Consider the following 15,145-nt stretch of genomic DNA (forward strand, 5'->3'; position numbering starts at 1 on the left):
AAATGTTGACTTTGCAACAAAAAATTAAATATCCGATGTATTTTGTCGGGATATCAATCCCTTGTGAACAGACTCTTTGTAAGCCATCTTCAGGTTTAGATACATTGCACGTACGGTCATCGGCTCATTGATGATGCGATCAGCGCCGCGCAGGCGCGCAAGCACAAGTTCACGATCAACTGTTTTTGATCCGGATGACATTTCAAGCTTTGCTAGCTTGCGAAGGCGCTTAGCCAATTTTCCACGCATGATTTTGTCTTTCTAGGTTGCTGTGTTAATGAAAGGGAAGGGTCTTGTGTTCAATCTTTGTATTCGAGCGAAATCACTTTAAAGCTGATGTCATGACTTCCAACATCACGCACAACAATGCCTTCTGCTTGCTTACCATTTGGGTATAAAACATTTGCAGCAATGTTGCGAAGGGATTCTTCTCCAGGGTATCCGCAACCACCGCCAACGATTGGGGCAACGGGTAGCTCGAAAGCAAGGCAGATCGCCATCAGTCCAGCAAATGGCAAACGCTTGTGATCTCCGATTGAATATGCTGTAAATACAAAAATTCCAATCTCATCCAATCCCATTGGATTGCCCTGAATTCCAGGCCCGGCAATCTCAAACTGCAAAGCTACCCCTGGCATGACGCGATCAAGGCCGTACATTCGTGCAGCACGCCAATAAACATTTGTTGCACCAGTGTCACTCTCTTCATCCAACTCAAGATTGCGACTGCATACATGCAGACCATCTTGATCATTCCAGACGGTGCAGCTTGTGCCATCGATCTTTGCGGTCGCATACCAGTCAACACCATCCATCAAGTCTTCAAGTCCGCGAATACGTTGATAGTTGCTCTCATCTGTCTTTGGAATAAATGCAGGAAAGTTTCCACGAGCAACTCCAGCCATCTCTGATGGAATCGGCTTCGAGTACTTTGTGATCCCCAGAATTTCAGTCAGGTCATAACCATTTTCCAGAAGCTCTTCATTCTTCGCCGGCAAGATCACACATTCACTAGGAACACCCTTGAATCGCGCCATGCGCACGCGCCATTTTGATTTTTCCATAAATGCCCAACGATCACTTGGTGGGAGTAGGGCATCTTGCAGGAGTACCACAACTTTGTCGCCACTGTTGACTTCTTTGGTGACAACTCCGCTCCACTGACCTTCTGCGCCACAGTCAACTATGGCCTGCTGAATTCGGTCTGCGCCATCAATCGTGATGATCTTCTCTACTGTTCCGATGACTGCTAATTTGCTCATGGGTTTCTTTCTTATGCAAAGGTTTTGAGAATCCAGCCAACGAGCACGACGACTGGTGGGATGATGATTGATGCGGCAATCGAATCAACTTGACTGGAGCTACCACATGATTTGTTTGCCTTGTTCAGCTTGAGCGCAGACAAAAACAGAGCAAGGCCAGCAGCTGTGACAATGCTGATTTCAGGCATGCCAAGCGGCACAGCAAACCATAACCACAGCGTGCTAGCTGCCCACCCTTGCCAAAGGACCATAAGAGGAATCGCAACAAAAATTGTTGCAGCCAGCACGAGAACTTTAAAAACAAAATCTTTCATGTAAAACTTTCTGTTAAAAATTAGGCAAAAATCGAAGCGGCAGATTGTGGCACAGGAAAATCCTTTGCCGCGACAGCGCTCGGAGCGACTGGAGTTGGCGCTGTTGAAACAACACCTGCACCAGAGAATGGGGTCGACAGAGTTTTCATATACTCATCGACACGCTTATTGAACTTCAGCAGGCCAGTCTCCATTTCTTCGATGAAGTTCTCATCACGGAAGATGCGCTTGACGTAGAGGTCGTTGCCGTTGCCCTTGAGCGGTGGCACGTACATGATGAAGTCGCACCACAGGCGGCCGGTGATCCACAGGCCACCTTGAATCTGGTGGATGTACTCGCTGACGTCGCCGGTCTGAATCATTCGCACGATCTTCAGGCTGTTGATCGGAGTCTTAACCTCGATCATGCCGTCCTTGCCAACGAAGCCGTCGGTGCTGTAGCCGAACAGGCGGTCGTCGGTGAGCACGATGCCGCACTCTTCAACGAGTTCGCTGCGCTCGGACTCGTAACGCATGCGCGCAAAGGCCTCCTGCTCGCTTCCACGCTTCATTGCGTAGGTCTGGAAGGTGTCGCCATAGGGCTCGCCAGAAATGCGCTCGATGGCCGTATCAATCGCAATTTGCTCGCTGCCGTCGGAGGGTGATCCAATTACCTCTCCGCGTAGCGCCTTTGCTACAGTCTCGGACGTCGGGCGATTCTTGTATTTGGCCTTCTCCAGCGCAGCCGATTCACTGCATCCGCTTTGTAGGGCGGAGACGTAGATCTGCTGCTGCTCGGTGAGGCCGCCCACGGTCGCGAGCGCATCAGAGAATGTGCTCGCTGTGATAACGCCAGCGCGGGCGGCATGCCACTCTGGCGTGCCTTGTTCGCAGTCAATAAAAATCATTGTTGCTCCTCAGCAGTTTCAGGGTTCAGACGGGCATGCAGCGCGGTGCGGATCTCAACCGCCTGCTGCTTGAAATAGGCATGCTGCTGGCCAGCCTTGGCAGCAATAGCGGCGGCGCCGGCTGCCTTGTACTGAGTCATGAACTCTTCGTCCGTATTGGCAGCACGCACAGCATCAAGCCAGTGGTCGACATCAAAGGCAGCAACACCGGTATCGCGGCCACCGATGACCTCGACAACGCCCTCGCCACCGTCTGTGTTCAGGTGGTGGATGGCCTCGTCCAAGCGGTCTGTCTTTGGCCACATCTTGCTGGCGCGCTTGACAATGGTCTTTTTGATCATCTCGCCCTCATCAGTTTTCCACGGGCCTTTCTGGCCGCTCTTCCATGACTCAGAACGGTCTCGGATGGCAAAGACCTCTTCGATATCCATGAGGTCTGTGACCCAGTCGCCGTAGTTGGTCTTGGCCGCACAGAACACACCAACAACTGCACCGCGGTCTTTTGCAAATGGCTTGTATTTGTGAGTTGGCTCACGGTCAAGGCCGTTCATCTCAAAGTCATCATTGGCATGCACGAGCCGTGCGGTGACCATGCGCACAGAACCGCTGGCAATGGCCAGTTCAACCAGGCCCATGTAGCTGATGTCAAGGCAGATGGCGTTCTTGCGTGGGACCAGATAGGCCTGCTTCTTCGCAGGGTTCAGGCTCAATCCAATAGCGGCCAGATTCATAACTGCATTGCGCACTGAGTCAGGGTTCTTGACTGCAATTCCCAGCGAGTAGTCGTTGTTCATCAAGACCTGGACGGCGAACTCAGCCTCCGCCTTGAACTTGATTGCCTTGTCTGACAGCACGTCGTTGAACGCGCCTTCAAGGGAGAGAATCTGGTTCTCTACGATTGCGATTTTGCTCATGCAGTCACCTCATCACGCAGGTAGTCGGCTGCCTCGAGCAAGTACTCGACGGCGGTGCTGTGCTCGACTTCGAACTGGTTGGCGATGGCGTCGACGATTGCGTCGGCACGGTCGCGCAGAGCGGCCATACGCAGAGCCTTCGCCTCTTCCTGGGCCTTGAGACGGGCGTTAGCTTCCTCGAGCTCCTTGGCCACCTTGGCGGCTAACTCTTGTGCTGCACGCTCTGCGTTGGCTTTGGCAATCACAGCGATCTCTGCGTTGAGTTTGTCTTGCTGCTCTTTGAGGATGGCCTCAGCAGCGGCTTTCTCAACCGCGAACGCGTCTTCCTGCTTCTTCAACATTTCAGCGCGCTCCGCGGCTTCCTGACGTGATTTGGCGTTGGCTTCGTCGATGGCTTTCTGTGCCTCGGCCTGAGCGGCGATGCGCTGGGCTTCAGCTTGTGCGGCGATTGCAGCTTGTTGCGCCGCAAGTTCTGCGGCGATACGTGCGTTCTCGGCGGCGACGCGCTCGTTCTCAATGCGCTGAGCTTCAATACGTGCAGCCTCTGCCTCGCGTGATTTGGCAGCGCTGAGAATGTCAGCCAGCGCGTCAAGCGCCTTGGACTTCTCGGCTCCAGCCTCTTGCAGGAATTCTTGATAGTGCTCTTCGGTGATCTCAAGCTTGTAGAGATCTTTGCCGGCGGCCATGATCACATCAGAACTCGCGTTGGCGACGTTGCTAGGGATTGCTCGGATGCTGTCAATCGCAGTCTTGATGGCGTCGATGCGTGTCTTCTCGGCAGCAGCCTTCTCGGCAGCCAAGCGGGCTTGCTCTGCGTCCCACTCATCGCGAAGGGTGAATAAGCGCTCTTCTTCGGCGTCGATGATGTCTAGCAGGCGCTTCTCTTCAGCAATGACGGCAGCTGAGAATTTGGTTGCATCATCGCGAGCCGCCTTGGCGACCTTTGTGATGGTTGTGCGAGCAGTGCGAACTTCCATGGCAGCACGGTGTGCTTGCTCACGGCCGTTCTTGTCAACAACTTTGATGATGTTGGCATGCTTGATGGCTAAAGCCTTCAGGTCTTCCTCTGTCTTGCTGCTTCCAAGTGCAACGGCAGCCCTCTGCTCAACAGGCACAAGTGCTACGGAAGAATCCGCGACGGTCGCGGTGTTTTGGTTGTCGGCCATATGGTGCTCCTAAATTGCTTGATGAAACTGACGAGCGAATTCTAACAAACAAAAAGTTGATATATCAACAAAATATTAAAATGTCCGACAAAAAATGAAGGATATTTATTTTTGATGTCTTTCCAGCCAGCAACACATCGATTCTCTCGCTTGCTTCTGGTGGAGGATTCTTTGTTGGAATGAACTCGGGAATTGATAAGGGCTTTTTACGCCAGTCAAAAGCTGTGCCATCGCTACGCCGCTTCATTGGTGGGCCTCGAGTTGGGTCTGTGTGATCGATAACTGCGGCGTCACACCCTCGGCGCACTTGGCCCAAACGGACAGCGTCACTGGCTGAGCGATTGTGAAGCGCGGCTTGCGGGTGATAGCCGACACAAATGCATCCCACACGCCTAGCCATCCGCCTCGGCACATCTCAATCTGCTGGGTGACTGCGTGCTGTTGCCAGCGGTCTGCATGCAGCCGTGGCGTCGGCTCGCTGTCGGTTGTCATGCCTGGGTTGATTACTCGGTTGTGCTCCATTTGTGGTCCTCAATTTGTTTTGCTGTGATACCTGGCAGTAGCTTGTGGTTGAGCAGCGCCTTGGTGGAGAGAATCCAGTTCTGAATTGGCCGGTGTTCGTGGCATTGCTCAAAGTGCTGACAGGCGACCCAGTCGATCACCAAGTGCGCAAACTTTTCAAGCACCTCATCTGGGATGCACTCGCCGTAGTCAAGCGCCCATGCGACGTGTGACTCTTTGACAATTTTTTCTAGTTCGGTCATGGGATAGCCTTTGCGTGGTCAATTGCCTGGATGAGCTCCATCAGCTTCTTGATCTCAAACTCCGCCAGCTCTGTAGCGACCGCGTTGCCGGCCATGAAGTACGGGCTGATGCCGCGGATCTTGCAGAGCTTTCTGGCTGCAGCCTTGAGCTCTTCCGGTGTGAGTGTGTATTCGGTGGTCATTGGGTTTCTTTCTTGCTCGGCTGATTGCATTGCACGCACATCTCACCGAACTGGCATTGGCTGATGGGGGTTGGCTTGTCATTGAAGGCGAGCACGCGGCGGAACTTCTCAGGGTTATAGCCAGCTTGGAGAAGAACCAGTGACTCAGCCTCATTTAAGCCACGCAGTGACGGCACGTGTACGCCTTTGCTGGCTTCGTCGCCCCAGTTAAGCGCATAGCGGCGCGAACGGAACACGAGCATGTCCGGCTTTGTTGGGTGTTGTTCAAGAGGCATTTACCGCTCCGATTATTTGCAGTGTACCGTCAGCTAACCCCTTGCGAATGTATGCGCGAAAGGTGGGTGGCATCTCTGCTACGGGTGTGATGTGTACGTTTTTGTCCGAAATGTGTACACGTTTTTCGGATGTGTCGATGTTTCGCTCTAAATCGAACAGGTGACGCAGCCAATCCTGAGCGCCCATCTTGGTCAGGTGGACGTCGTCATGTGCCAGTGCAGCCCACGCGGGCCAAGCATCCCCGTTGAATCCAGCCATCTCAAGGTGCTTGCGCATCTTGCCAATAGTCACGCCACAGGCTCCGCCGTATAGCGCCAAGAACATGCGCACAGCACGGTTCTCGCCATCAAGGTCAAGTAGGCCCTTCATAGCTCGGATGCCGCAGTGAGGCGCGGAGTTGATGCCAACGCTGAGGCGCGCACTGGATGAGCTTCAGGGTTTGGGTTGCCCGTCATCACGCACGCTGGGCTGCCAAGCTTGATCGTCAGGTAGAACCAGCGCCATCCGATGAGCAGATTCCAGCCTGCGAACTCCACAGGCTCATTGGCATCAGTGATGCGCACACGCTCGGCGCGGGCGTCGTCGTAGCGCCAGAAGCGCTTGCCGTTCACGACGAAGAAGACATAGCCACGCAGGCGGGCTAGGGTGGTTTTACTTAGCTGCATTGCCTTTTTCTCCCTCAATGTTTTGCACCAGATAGCGCAGCTCTACAATTCTTGCCGCGTCGCGTAGCTTGGAGACATTGGTTTTCTTCATAACTTCAATGGCGATAGCCACGAAAGTCTCTATTTCCGCGCGGTCATCATCCGACCATCCAATCAATTCAGCAATGCATGACTTCAAGCGCTCATCGCGCAGCTTGTCAATGGCAATGACTAGGTACTCAAGATCATCGCGTGGAAGTGTTCCACGCTGATGTAGAAGCTCTCGCATACGGCCTGCTTGCTGTGCAGCAAAGTCGCCATCGGGTTTAACTCTGGTATTCATTTAAATTTTCTTACGCCAATAAAGGCTTGTTTTTAGGCCATACACATGGCGAGGTTCGTACATCTTGAATCCGCAACTGATCAATGAATTTGCTGATGCTGGGTTTTCAGAAGTGTCTGACAAGAGCCACTTCCATCCAAGTTGTTTTGCTTTGACCACCCGTGCCTTGATGAGGCGCTTCTGAAGTCCTTTCCCTTGGTGCGCAGGAAGAATACCGGAGCGAGAAAGATAGCCCGTTTGCTCCCATCTGATGCTGTGCACCATACCAGCGAACCCAATAGGAATTCCAGTCTCTGCATAGCAGATCCACCAATAGCCTTCTTTGGGTTTTTGAGGAATGTCCCCTGGAAGGCATTGCAGTTGCATTCGCTCCAATATTGCCCATATTTCTGGGTCTTTAGGATCAACCCGTCGGACGCTGTATTTCATTTACGTTTTACCTTCTTGGGCGATTCTGCAGAGAGGCCACGCTGGCGCGCGTATGAGGGCACCCCAGCCTTTCGAGCAATCGTTGAGATCATCCCATCGGATAGCCCATACATGCTCCCGATTACTGAATGTTTCTCACCGGACTTCAGAAGCGCCAAGATTTCTGTGTTTCTCACATGGAGCGCGTGACGTTTTTTCATGGCGTTTATATGCGACTCGCTCAGCGCATATTTTTTGATGGTTTCCCACAAGTAATCGTCTACCTCGATTGAGCTGAAAATGTTCCCACATTCACCACAGGCACGCCGTCTGCGCGTAGCAATGCCTTCAGACATTGGTCTTGACTCAAGTACCCTGGTTTCTTTGTTTCCACATTGCGTGCAGTTCATCTACAGCTCCAAACATTTGCCCAGATTATGACAACAAAATGTTGGCTACACAACAAATAGTAGATTTTTTTTGAGTATTGGAGTGGGTACGGGGGATCGAACCCCGGTCATCAGCTTGGAAAGCTGTTGCTCTGCCATTGAGCTATACCCGCATAGTGCACGTTCTTCATATTCGTCCCCGGCAATATTGGCGGCCCGAGTTTCGATGGCATATGAAGCTGTTGCCAAGTGTGCTTCCTTGACTTAAGGAGTGCCGCTGGAGTTTGTTGTTGATGGCAGGCTTATCTCGAGCTAAGCCACGTGCGAGTTTCCAATGATCGGCCGTTATCACAGCCCCTCGACATCGATGTGGCGCCTGAAGGTCATGCCTCGCTATGCGCTCATCCGTTCTGCCACGCTTGTCACCAACACGACTGAGGACTGGCCGCTTCGACTCCAAGGCGTGTACTTTGCCTGAGTGCCAATCCCCATGCGTGTTAGTGCTGGTCTCTCCCAGCCGTCTCGAGATTTTCCGCCGGCATACTCGTTATAGCCTGGTGACGCCCCTTTATCGCAAACGGTTCCGCTACCTCAGCCTTTCGTGTGGCCGATGACGTGTGCGCACTTGTACTTCGCAACGCACAAGTGTGGGTTCTGATTTTCAGTCGGGCCGACTTGTCCGTATTCTTTCAACGGTGAGCCGATAGCTGTTCAGAGCCCCACACTTGTGGGTCCCCGTCTTTCCGGGGCGTCATCGCGGTTATCTCCACCGTGAGCCACCAAGGCAGTATTGCTACTCTTGGGCTCTGCTACGCGACACGGTCTGCAGGTTGATGGTGGCCGGCGCTGATCTCCGGCTTTGTGGTTTCCCGTGGGTGGTGTTTTTCATGTGCGTCCGCTGCACTGGCCCGCTTTCTGTCGTCGCCACCCGGCTTTGCTGGAATCCCCACGGTTGATATTGGCGCATCAGCCTGCGCATTCACCATCAAGAAAAAGAGCGAACCACGCCTCGCCTGATATGGCCGGGACCGAGCTTCCCGTTTGGTGCTATTGAGCCGTTACAGTTTTGCAAGCCCGCGCTCTTTCTTGATAGTCCCCGTCTTTCCGGGGTGCCAGAGACCTGTTGGCCGGTGCTCCTCGCGCTCTAGTGATATGGCTCAATTGCAAAGCCCGCCCGGTACCGCTCGACCGTCGAGTGAGACCCTTCATTTGACATTTATAGGCCGTCTTGAAGGATGAAGTCTCCCAGCCTTTTTGTTGATGATGGCTCCGTTCATTTTTGAGCGCAGGCTCCGACGGAGCAGCGGAGATAGAACAATATTCACATCATCAAATCAGCGGCCTGGGCTTGATTCCAGGTTGCCGCACACTGCCAGCGTTTGCGTTGGGTCGTGCGTCCACGTTGCCCACTCCACTTTCCTATCAGCACCTTCGCAGTGCGACCACCGGGAGATCAGTCCCTCGCCGCATTGAATGTTTCTGCACCGTGCCTAGTGTGTCCATCCACACCGCCGCTGATTTGATGACCCCGCCTCTACGGGGTGTTGTGAAAATTATATCAACAAAATGTTGGCCCTACAACAATTTTTTTGCAAGATTTAAAAGTGCATGCAACCCCATTGTTGGAATGCTGCACATTGTTCCTGAGCCAAAAAAACCTTGCTCGTCTCCTCCGTAGTGAACAGCTGCAATTATTCCTACGATCTCACCTTGCTCAGCCTCTTCAAGCATTGATCTTAAATGCTCGACAACTTCAGTATTAGGCCGCCTTTCTACGAGTCGAATGACTTCCCTGTCTGGTAGCTTTATTTCGTCCGGCAGGCAATCCTTTGGCATTTATTTCTCCTTTAGTGGCTTGAGTTTTCTTTTCTTTGAAAGGTGCGATTACACCTGTTTTTACTCTGTCGGAGAAAGCTTTACGACCACCATCTAGGGCAGTTAAATGCATGCTGACAAATTGCTGTATCAAGTCCTTCGCTTGTGGAGGGAGTCTACAAATCAACAACAACAGATCGATGTCGCCTTGATTTACCAATGTAGAAATCGGGCTTTTGGCCGACTTACTCCTTACCCCTTCAGTCCAATCAATCGACATTCCAAGTATGGATTCGAGGGCCACAGTCTTGGATTTGCCCGGAAAGCTTCGTCCGCTTTCCCAGTGTCTTACTGCTTGGCCTGAGACCTCCAACCTCTTGGCCAGTTCGTTGATAGAAATTCCTAGCTGCTCTCGGCGAGCTTGTATCTGTTCTGAAACTTTCATGTTTATCACCCTTTGTTTGAAAACAAAATGTTTACAAGTAGGCAGACTAAACCATAAACATTCCGTTGACAAGTCAAAGTTTTGTTCAGAGAATCACTGATTCAAATTTGTTGTAAAAAAGGAAGTTTTATGAACTGCAAACCCGGCGACCGAGCCATCGTCATCAAGTCAAAAGAGATACGTAACATTGGGAAAATTGTGGATGTCATCAAAGAGTATGACCCCAATGAATGCAAAATAATTTTGCTTCAAGAGTCAGAGCAGATATGGCTTTGCGAGTCTCTTGGCTCCGAGTTAGTTTGGCCGTCACTCGGTGGATTTGAAAATATTCTACGAATGCAAGGGCCAATTCCAGATGAGTGCTTAGTGCCATTGATCGATGATGAGCCAGAACTTCATCAGCATGCGACTCCTGAAATCAAACCGACTGAATTTGCATAAAAACAACAAATTGTTTTTTTCGAACAAAAATGCAACAATCAGTTGTTTGTCAACATTTTGTTGCTAGAATTCGACAAACGCTTGGCGGCGTTATGGGTAAGCCTTAGCCGGGACTCTGCTGGTACCCACCAGTCCGCCAACACTGAAAAGTGAGAGTTCCGACTAAGGCTTTTTTGTTTCCGGTGTTCGGAATGAGATTTTTGAAACCAATTCGCCTGGCCCAATGGCCAGAGATGCATTACGGAGAGCAGTATGAAGATTAAAAACTGGGCCAAATTCCAGCACTTTAAGGACCGCAAGCCACCATGGGTGAAGCTGTATCGCGACATCCTTGATGATGTTGAGTGGCACAAACTTGACCCAAAGGCCGCAAAAGTTTTGGTGATGCTTTGGTTAATTGCTAGTGAAGATGAGGGAAATATTCCAGACATCGAGAGTCTAGCCTTCCGGTTGCGCATTTCAGAAGCTGCTACTAAAGAAGCACTTTCTAAGTTGTCTCACTGGATGGATCAAGCTGATATCAAGATGATATCAGCGCGACATCAAACCGATACAGCAGCTGTACAAAATAATTCAGCTACTGTTGATTTGACCCTCGGAGAGACAGAGAGAGAGGAAGAGGAAGAGACAGAGGGAGAGAAAGATATTTGCTCAGACCCGCAAAGCGTGTCAGAGCCGGCTGTTGTCAAAATGATTCTTGTCGACAAGTCGGAGTTCGAGATTGCCCAGTCCGATATCGACTCTTGGTCTCAGGCATATCCTGCCGCAGATGTCATGGCCGAGATCTACAAAATGAATTCATGGCTAGATGCAAATCCCTCGAAGCGCAAGACGCGCATTGGGGTGAAGAAGTTCATTGTTGCGTGGCTGACGAAGGTTCAGGACAATCCGCGCTTTCAGCTTCCGTTTGCTCAGCGACATGGGTCGCATACAGGATTTGCAAAAAAAGACTATCGAACGGGGGTTGGTGATGACGGAACATTCAGCTAAAAATATGGTCAGCGTATCGGCCGCCTTAAGTGCACACCAAGAGACATTCGATCCGGTGAGCGTGGTCTGTGGAGAGCACGGGAGCTTTGAGTCATTCGGTACGCTGTACGTCATCGGATCTGTGCGACGAGAGGTGTGGACCAAGTGTCCGAGCTGCACAAGCGAGGAGCGTGACCAAGAGCGCGAGAAACGTGAATTGATGGCCAAAGAGCGTTCGGATGCAAATGTTTTTCAGTTGCTATCACAAACTGCTATACCACCTCGCTTTGTTGGAAAGACATTTAGCAATTACCGTGTCGAGTCTGACAAGCAAGCCAAGGCTCTTGCTGTCTGCAAGGAGTATGCGCAATCGTTTGACTCATGCTTAAACACTGGTGCGTCTCTCATCCTCTCTGGCATGCCTGGAACAGGCAAGAGCCACCTTGCTGCCGCGATATTGCAGGCGATATTGCCAAAGCATGTAGGTGCATACGTAACCCTGATGGATTTGATCCGTAGCTTGCGTGACACTTGGAGGCGCGATAGCACAACTACCGAGTCTCAGCTTTTGAATCGATTGACACACTTGCCCTTGCTAGTGATTGATGAGATTGGTGTCCAGTACGGAACAGATGGTGAGCGTGCAATTTTGTTTGATGTTCTTGATCGTCGCTACCGTGAAATGAAGCCATCAATCCTGATGACAAATCTTGCCAAGGATGATTTTCGAACAGCCATTGGTGATCGTGTATTTGATCGAATGACAGAGGTCGGTAGGTGGGTTCCATTTGACTGGCCATCGTATCGAATTCAAGCTCGAAAGGAAGTGAAAAATGCGTGACGGATGCAGTTCAGAGCAGATTGAGGCACACCAAGTTTTAGACATGGTTGCCTCTGGGTTCGATGTGCCAAAAGATGAAATCTCATGGGCATTGTTTGTGTTAGGTGACGGGGTTGGACTTGTAAAGTTGTAAGGATGTGTATGAAAGAATTTGAATATCGTGTGATCAGCGAAAAAAATGAACTCGTAGAAAAGCTTTCAAAGCTCAAAGATTTCATTGACAGCCAGACCTTTAAAGCACTTCCGTATGAAGATCGAATTCTTTTGATCGATCAAAAATACATGATGCAGAGATATGCCGAAGTGCTCGTACGTCGTATTGAGAGATTTAAAAATGTCTAACGCAAAAAATATCATCGTTTGCGGAGGACGAGACTACAACGATATGCGTGCCGTGTATGCGGCCCTCGACAAGATGGCGGCCAAGAGCGAGATTGCCATGATCATTCAAGGCGGCGCTGATGGCGCTGACAAGCTGGCATTCGCTTGGGCATTCCAGCGCTGCGTGCCATGCCTGAGTGTGCCGGCCGACTGGGGTCAGCACAAGAGAGCAGCCGGACCGATTCGCAATCGCAAGATGCTCGAGTATGTGGTCGATGGTGTGGTCGCTTTCCCAGGCGGTGACGGCACTGCCGATATGATTCGCCAGGCTAAAGAGGCGGGCGTTCCAGTATGGGAGCCGTACCGTGGCTGAGGTAGTCGTCTACAAGGATGACTGCGGAAAGCTTGTGGGCTTTGGAGAGAAGGGAGCTAAGGCGTGGGCAAAGTTTCGCAAAGCTGTCGATGAGCTTGCGGTTGGTGAGACGCTGTCTTTCGGTTGGTCTGAGCCAAGGTCACCAGGGTATCACCGACGCTTCTTTGCAAAGCTTGGTTATTTGTTCGATATGCAAGAGCAGTTCGCAGACATTGAAGCGCTGCGTGCATGGCTCACGGTGGGCGCTGGTGAGTGTGAATTTGTCCCCGGTCCAAAGGGTCGCATGGTCGCTATGCCTCGCTCCATTAAGTGGGCAAAGCTTGATCAAGTCGAGTTTGAATCGCTATCCAGCAAGGTGGACGCATTCTTGTGGTCGGCTCACGCGACACGTTTCTTGTGGCCACACCTTTCTGACCAACAGGCACACGAGATGATTGAATCGCTTGACAGAGAATTTTCATAGGAGATTTATGGGGAAGATGTACGACCTGAGCGGCCAAATTTTTGGTCGACTAACAGCATTACGCAGAGGTGAGCGAGATAAATTTGGAAGGCCGCTTTGGGTGTGTGAATGCGCCTGCGGAAATCAAGTTTCTGTTACGACAGCAAGTCTGACTGGCGGTAGCAGGAAGTCATGCGGGTGTGGGAGAGGACTTGCGTTTGCCGCATATGTTGAGTCCAAGAAAAAGAACGCCAAGTACAAACCACACGCCCGCACGCGTGGCATTTGGAAAAAGATGATTTCAAGGTGTCACAACCCAGAAGACGCAAGTTACTTATGGTACGGAGCTCGCGGAATCTTCGTAAGTGAATCGTGGCACTTGTGGGAGAACTTCTTGGCAGATATGGGCGATGGGCCAGAGGGCCTGTCTCTTGACAGGATTGACAACAATGCAGGCTACTCAAAAGAAAATTGCCGTTGGGCAACGCCGAAAGAGCAATCCAGAAATACGCGCCAGAACGTGTGGTGTCAGATTGATGCGCCTGGCCATGAAGGCAAGAACTACGTCTTGACGGATGCCGCAGAGATCCTCGGCGTGTCAAAGGGAACGCTGCGTTCACGGTTGCATGCGGCTATTCGTGACATTGGTGCCAGATACGCTTGAGCTGCAATAAGTTTGAAATTCATTGCAGCTAATAGTCTCGATTGATCAATAGTCTTATGCTATAAATTGTTCCAACACAAACAAAATGTTGGACTATTTAGATGCTCAAAAATGATTTAATCAAACGAACAGCGTATGTCTCAGGACAGACCACTGAAACAGTTCGCTTGGTGCTAACGGCAACTGCAGCGGTAACTCGCAAGGCAGTTTCTCGTGGCGAAGAGGTGATGCTGTTTGGCCTTGGGAAGATTAAGGTTGCTCAGCGTGGCGAAAAGCGCGCACGCAATATTCGCACTGGTGAAACGGTTATGGTTCCACCGCGAAATGTTGTTTTGCTGCAAGCAAGCGACGCTTTGATTCAGGCCGCCAACGAAAACTGATGCCTTCTGCTTTACCGTCTTCGGAGAAAAACGTCCGATCAAAATACAACGCTGTAAAAGTTCAAGTCGATGGCATCACATTTGCCTCAAAGGCAGAATCAGTTCGATATCAAGAGCTCAAGTTTTTGGAACGTGCTGGCCATATTCACAAACTAGAGCTGCAGCCAAAATTCGAATTGGCGCCATCGGTAAAGTTCAAAGGGGCGACGCGCGCCACGCCAGCATTGCGATATTTGGCTGACTTCAAATATATCGATCACCTAGGTGAAACGATTGTCGAGGATGTCAAAGGACACATCACAGACTCATACAGAATCAAGAAGCATTTAATGCTGGCCATTCTTGGCATTGAGATCGTTGAAGTAAAGAAACGAAAGAGTAGCAGGAAATGAGTGAACGTCCAAAAGCGCTTGAGCGACTTAGCGTCGCAATGTCATCGTCTGATTTGACGCTTGATTTTGAGCATCGAACAGACCTTGATTACGTTGTAGCTCTAGGTATTGCTGAAGCTCGCCATAGTCGCATCTCTGGCCCGCTGATGCGCTTGCATACAACAACCTCACGCTTGTCATTACGCGAGGCCTATCACTCCGTTGACCAGCTCACGCGAAGAATGAATGTAAAGCTCAACTGGCGATTGAGTGGTGATGGGATTCGCGCAGTTGCAGAGAGGTCCCTTGCTCATCACATTGCACCCGCATGTCCGCACTGCAGTGGTCGCGGTTTTGAGATGCAGCCGAGCGCGCCGGTGCTATCAACGAAAGCATGCAGCCATTGCCATGGAACAGGTAAGCGCCCAGTGCAAAAGAAATACCGAGAAGAGATTAAGAGAATTGTTTCCATCTTGGAAGAAATTGATTCATCAACAGAGCGAATGGTCGCCCGTCTAGTTCGTTAAGGAGTAC

At 51.1% G+C, this 15,145-nt stretch carries 27 protein-coding genes and 1 tRNA gene; 11 read left to right on the forward strand and 17 right to left on the reverse strand.

Features of this window, described 5'->3' with window-relative positions:
* Positions 1 to 24 precede the first annotated feature (24 nt).
* The 17 genes from ICN24_RS05760 to ICN24_RS05840 form a co-directional block, all read right to left on the reverse strand.
* Positions 25 to 249, reverse strand: a complete 225-nt coding sequence (locus ICN24_RS05760) for a hypothetical protein (RefSeq protein ID WP_216221950.1) — start codon at positions 247 to 249, stop codon at positions 25 to 27.
* Positions 250 to 299: 50 nt separating this feature from the next.
* The gene (locus ICN24_RS05765) at positions 300 to 1,262 is read right to left on the reverse strand and encodes an RNA ligase family protein (protein ID WP_216221952.1); all 963 of its coding nucleotides are present in this window, start codon (positions 1,260 to 1,262) and stop codon (positions 300 to 302) included.
* Between the two features lie 11 nt (positions 1,263 to 1,273).
* Entirely contained in the window at positions 1,274 to 1,576 is a 303-nt protein-coding gene (locus ICN24_RS05770; protein ID WP_216221953.1) for a hypothetical protein, read from the reverse strand.
* A gap of 20 nt (positions 1,577 to 1,596) precedes the next feature.
* Positions 1,597 to 2,463, reverse strand: a complete 867-nt coding sequence (locus ICN24_RS05775; protein WP_216221954.1) for a lambda exonuclease family protein — start codon at positions 2,461 to 2,463, stop codon at positions 1,597 to 1,599.
* Entirely contained in the window at positions 2,460 to 3,377 is a 918-nt protein-coding gene (locus ICN24_RS05780) for a recombinase RecT (protein WP_216221955.1), read from the reverse strand. Before ICN24_RS05780 ends, ICN24_RS05775 begins: the two co-directional genes overlap by 4 nt.
* On the reverse strand, positions 3,374 to 4,543 hold the full coding sequence (locus tag ICN24_RS05785) for a hypothetical protein (protein WP_216221956.1): 1,170 nt from the start codon (positions 4,541 to 4,543) through the stop codon (positions 3,374 to 3,376). The genes ICN24_RS05780 and ICN24_RS05785 overlap by 4 nt, the downstream gene beginning before the upstream one ends.
* 243 nt (positions 4,544 to 4,786) lie before the next feature.
* On the reverse strand, positions 4,787 to 4,957 hold the full coding sequence (locus tag ICN24_RS05790) for a hypothetical protein (RefSeq protein WP_216221957.1): 171 nt from the start codon (positions 4,955 to 4,957) through the stop codon (positions 4,787 to 4,789).
* An 89-nt stretch (positions 4,958 to 5,046) separates the two neighbouring features.
* Positions 5,047 to 5,307 carry a hypothetical protein gene (locus tag ICN24_RS05795; protein ID WP_216221958.1) on the reverse strand — a complete coding sequence of 87 codons (261 nt, stop codon included), beginning with the start codon at positions 5,305 to 5,307 and terminating at the stop codon, positions 5,047 to 5,049.
* Entirely contained in the window at positions 5,304 to 5,489 is a 186-nt protein-coding gene (locus ICN24_RS05800; protein WP_216221959.1) for a hypothetical protein, read from the reverse strand. Before ICN24_RS05800 ends, ICN24_RS05795 begins: the two co-directional genes overlap by 4 nt.
* Positions 5,486 to 5,725 (reverse strand): hypothetical protein, encoded by a 240-nt coding sequence (locus ICN24_RS05805; RefSeq protein ID WP_216221960.1) that lies wholly within the window; start codon positions 5,723 to 5,725, stop codon positions 5,486 to 5,488. The genes ICN24_RS05800 and ICN24_RS05805 overlap by 4 nt, the downstream gene beginning before the upstream one ends.
* Positions 5,726 to 5,753: 28 nt before the next feature.
* A complete protein-coding gene (locus ICN24_RS05810; RefSeq protein ID WP_216221962.1) occupies positions 5,754 to 6,134 on the reverse strand; it encodes a hypothetical protein in 381 nt (126 codons plus the stop codon).
* Complete coding sequence (locus ICN24_RS05815; RefSeq protein ID WP_216221964.1) at positions 6,131 to 6,430, reverse strand: hypothetical protein; 300 nt, start codon at positions 6,428 to 6,430, stop codon at positions 6,131 to 6,133. Before ICN24_RS05815 ends, ICN24_RS05810 begins: the two co-directional genes overlap by 4 nt.
* Complete coding sequence (locus ICN24_RS05820; RefSeq protein WP_216221966.1) at positions 6,417 to 6,752, reverse strand: hypothetical protein; 336 nt, start codon at positions 6,750 to 6,752, stop codon at positions 6,417 to 6,419. Before ICN24_RS05820 ends, ICN24_RS05815 begins: the two co-directional genes overlap by 14 nt.
* The gene (locus ICN24_RS05825; RefSeq protein ID WP_216221968.1) at positions 6,753 to 7,181 is read right to left on the reverse strand and encodes a GNAT family N-acetyltransferase; all 429 of its coding nucleotides are present in this window, start codon (positions 7,179 to 7,181) and stop codon (positions 6,753 to 6,755) included.
* 467 nt (positions 7,182 to 7,648) lie between these two features.
* Positions 7,649 to 7,722: transfer RNA gene (locus tag ICN24_RS05830), tRNA-Gly, on the reverse strand.
* 1,402 nt (positions 7,723 to 9,124) lie between these two features.
* Complete coding sequence (locus ICN24_RS05835) at positions 9,125 to 9,280, reverse strand: hypothetical protein (protein ID WP_216221970.1); 156 nt, start codon at positions 9,278 to 9,280, stop codon at positions 9,125 to 9,127.
* A 28-nt stretch (positions 9,281 to 9,308) separates the two neighbouring features.
* Positions 9,309 to 9,809, reverse strand: a complete 501-nt coding sequence (locus ICN24_RS05840; protein ID WP_216221972.1) for a helix-turn-helix transcriptional regulator — start codon at positions 9,807 to 9,809, stop codon at positions 9,309 to 9,311.
* Between the two features lie 129 nt (positions 9,810 to 9,938).
* Between ICN24_RS05840 and ICN24_RS05845 the strand changes: the two genes are divergently transcribed.
* The 11 genes from ICN24_RS05845 (at position 9,939) to ICN24_RS05895 (ending at position 15,138) form a co-directional block, all read left to right on the forward strand.
* Positions 9,939 to 10,250: a hypothetical protein gene (locus tag ICN24_RS05845; RefSeq protein ID WP_216221974.1), complete on the forward strand. Its 312-nt coding sequence runs from the start codon at positions 9,939 to 9,941 to the stop codon at positions 10,248 to 10,250.
* A 252-nt stretch (positions 10,251 to 10,502) separates the two neighbouring features.
* Entirely contained in the window at positions 10,503 to 11,240 is a 738-nt protein-coding gene (locus tag ICN24_RS05850; RefSeq protein WP_216221975.1) for a hypothetical protein, read from the forward strand.
* The gene (locus tag ICN24_RS05855) at positions 11,221 to 12,060 is read left to right on the forward strand and encodes an ATP-binding protein (RefSeq protein WP_216221977.1); all 840 of its coding nucleotides are present in this window, start codon (positions 11,221 to 11,223) and stop codon (positions 12,058 to 12,060) included. The genes ICN24_RS05850 and ICN24_RS05855 overlap by 20 nt, the downstream gene beginning before the upstream one ends.
* The gene (locus ICN24_RS05860) at positions 12,053 to 12,193 is read left to right on the forward strand and encodes a hypothetical protein (RefSeq protein ID WP_216221979.1); all 141 of its coding nucleotides are present in this window, start codon (positions 12,053 to 12,055) and stop codon (positions 12,191 to 12,193) included. The genes ICN24_RS05855 and ICN24_RS05860 overlap by 8 nt, the downstream gene beginning before the upstream one ends.
* A gap of 8 nt (positions 12,194 to 12,201) precedes the next feature.
* Positions 12,202 to 12,402 carry a hypothetical protein gene (locus tag ICN24_RS05865; RefSeq protein WP_216221980.1) on the forward strand — a complete coding sequence of 67 codons (201 nt, stop codon included), beginning with the start codon at positions 12,202 to 12,204 and terminating at the stop codon, positions 12,400 to 12,402.
* Positions 12,395 to 12,754 carry a DUF2493 domain-containing protein gene (locus tag ICN24_RS05870; protein WP_216221982.1) on the forward strand — a complete coding sequence of 120 codons (360 nt, stop codon included), beginning with the start codon at positions 12,395 to 12,397 and terminating at the stop codon, positions 12,752 to 12,754. Before ICN24_RS05865 ends, ICN24_RS05870 begins: the two co-directional genes overlap by 8 nt.
* Complete coding sequence (locus ICN24_RS10415) at positions 12,747 to 13,217, forward strand: DUF1367 family protein (protein ID WP_216221984.1); 471 nt, start codon at positions 12,747 to 12,749, stop codon at positions 13,215 to 13,217. Before ICN24_RS05870 ends, ICN24_RS10415 begins: the two co-directional genes overlap by 8 nt.
* Before the next feature lie 7 nt (positions 13,218 to 13,224).
* The gene (locus ICN24_RS05880; protein ID WP_216221985.1) at positions 13,225 to 13,860 is read left to right on the forward strand and encodes a hypothetical protein; all 636 of its coding nucleotides are present in this window, start codon (positions 13,225 to 13,227) and stop codon (positions 13,858 to 13,860) included.
* 101 nt (positions 13,861 to 13,961) lie between these two features.
* The gene (locus ICN24_RS05885) at positions 13,962 to 14,240 is read left to right on the forward strand and encodes an HU family DNA-binding protein (RefSeq protein ID WP_216221987.1); all 279 of its coding nucleotides are present in this window, start codon (positions 13,962 to 13,964) and stop codon (positions 14,238 to 14,240) included.
* Positions 14,240 to 14,632, forward strand: a complete 393-nt coding sequence (locus tag ICN24_RS05890) for a DUF1064 domain-containing protein (protein ID WP_216221989.1) — start codon at positions 14,240 to 14,242, stop codon at positions 14,630 to 14,632. Before ICN24_RS05885 ends, ICN24_RS05890 begins: the two co-directional genes overlap by 1 nt.
* On the forward strand, positions 14,629 to 15,138 hold the full coding sequence (locus ICN24_RS05895) for a hypothetical protein (RefSeq protein WP_216221991.1): 510 nt from the start codon (positions 14,629 to 14,631) through the stop codon (positions 15,136 to 15,138). Before ICN24_RS05890 ends, ICN24_RS05895 begins: the two co-directional genes overlap by 4 nt.
* The last annotated feature ends 7 nt before the right edge of the window (positions 15,139 to 15,145 follow it).

Origin of the sequence: Polynucleobacter sp. UK-Kesae-W10 (assembly GCF_018881575.1) — a bacterium.
GTDB lineage: Bacteria > Pseudomonadota > Gammaproteobacteria > Burkholderiales > Burkholderiaceae > Polynucleobacter.

Excerpts from the sequence above, each read along its gene's own strand:
- ICN24_RS05785 (WP_216221956.1), bottom strand. The coding sequence starts at position 4,543 with ATGGCCGACAACCAAAACACCGCGACCGTCGCGGATTCTTCCGTAGCA.
- ICN24_RS05760 (WP_216221950.1), bottom strand. The coding sequence starts at position 249 with ATGCGTGGAAAATTGGCTAAGCGCCTTCGCAAGCTAGCAAAGCTTGAA.
- ICN24_RS05850 (WP_216221975.1), top strand. The coding sequence starts at position 10,503 with ATGAAGATTAAAAACTGGGCCAAATTCCAGCACTTTAAGGACCGCAAG.
- ICN24_RS05790 (WP_216221957.1), bottom strand. The coding sequence starts at position 4,957 with ATGTGCCGAGGCGGATGGCTAGGCGTGTGGGATGCATTTGTGTCGGCT.
- ICN24_RS05855 (WP_216221977.1), top strand. The coding sequence starts at position 11,221 with ATGACGGAACATTCAGCTAAAAATATGGTCAGCGTATCGGCCGCCTTA.
- ICN24_RS05825 (WP_216221968.1), bottom strand. The coding sequence starts at position 7,181 with ATGAAATACAGCGTCCGACGGGTTGATCCTAAAGACCCAGAAATATGG.
- ICN24_RS05810 (WP_216221962.1), bottom strand. The coding sequence starts at position 6,134 with ATGAAGGGCCTACTTGACCTTGATGGCGAGAACCGTGCTGTGCGCATG.
- ICN24_RS05835 (WP_216221970.1), bottom strand. The coding sequence starts at position 9,280 with ATGCTTGAAGAGGCTGAGCAAGGTGAGATCGTAGGAATAATTGCAGCT.
- ICN24_RS05860 (WP_216221979.1), top strand. The coding sequence starts at position 12,053 with ATGCGTGACGGATGCAGTTCAGAGCAGATTGAGGCACACCAAGTTTTA.
- ICN24_RS05890 (WP_216221989.1), top strand. The coding sequence starts at position 14,240 with ATGCCTTCTGCTTTACCGTCTTCGGAGAAAAACGTCCGATCAAAATAC.
- ICN24_RS05780 (WP_216221955.1), bottom strand. The coding sequence starts at position 3,377 with ATGAGCAAAATCGCAATCGTAGAGAACCAGATTCTCTCCCTTGAAGGC.
- ICN24_RS05765 (WP_216221952.1), bottom strand. The coding sequence starts at position 1,262 with ATGAGCAAATTAGCAGTCATCGGAACAGTAGAGAAGATCATCACGATT.
- ICN24_RS05820 (WP_216221966.1), bottom strand. The coding sequence starts at position 6,752 with ATGAATACCAGAGTTAAACCCGATGGCGACTTTGCTGCACAGCAAGCA.
- ICN24_RS05775 (WP_216221954.1), bottom strand. The coding sequence starts at position 2,463 with ATGATTTTTATTGACTGCGAACAAGGCACGCCAGAGTGGCATGCCGCC.
- ICN24_RS05885 (WP_216221987.1), top strand. The coding sequence starts at position 13,962 with ATGCTCAAAAATGATTTAATCAAACGAACAGCGTATGTCTCAGGACAG.
- ICN24_RS05865 (WP_216221980.1), top strand. The coding sequence starts at position 12,202 with ATGAAAGAATTTGAATATCGTGTGATCAGCGAAAAAAATGAACTCGTA.
- ICN24_RS05800 (WP_216221959.1), bottom strand. The coding sequence starts at position 5,489 with ATGACCACCGAATACACACTCACACCGGAAGAGCTCAAGGCTGCAGCC.
- ICN24_RS05880 (WP_216221985.1), top strand. The coding sequence starts at position 13,225 with ATGGGGAAGATGTACGACCTGAGCGGCCAAATTTTTGGTCGACTAACA.
- ICN24_RS05870 (WP_216221982.1), top strand. The coding sequence starts at position 12,395 with ATGTCTAACGCAAAAAATATCATCGTTTGCGGAGGACGAGACTACAAC.
- ICN24_RS05895 (WP_216221991.1), top strand. The coding sequence starts at position 14,629 with ATGAGTGAACGTCCAAAAGCGCTTGAGCGACTTAGCGTCGCAATGTCA.
- ICN24_RS05840 (WP_216221972.1), bottom strand. The coding sequence starts at position 9,809 with ATGAAAGTTTCAGAACAGATACAAGCTCGCCGAGAGCAGCTAGGAATT.
- ICN24_RS05795 (WP_216221958.1), bottom strand. The coding sequence starts at position 5,307 with ATGACCGAACTAGAAAAAATTGTCAAAGAGTCACACGTCGCATGGGCG.
- ICN24_RS05815 (WP_216221964.1), bottom strand. The coding sequence starts at position 6,430 with ATGCAGCTAAGTAAAACCACCCTAGCCCGCCTGCGTGGCTATGTCTTC.
- ICN24_RS05845 (WP_216221974.1), top strand. The coding sequence starts at position 9,939 with ATGAACTGCAAACCCGGCGACCGAGCCATCGTCATCAAGTCAAAAGAG.
- ICN24_RS05770 (WP_216221953.1), bottom strand. The coding sequence starts at position 1,576 with ATGAAAGATTTTGTTTTTAAAGTTCTCGTGCTGGCTGCAACAATTTTT.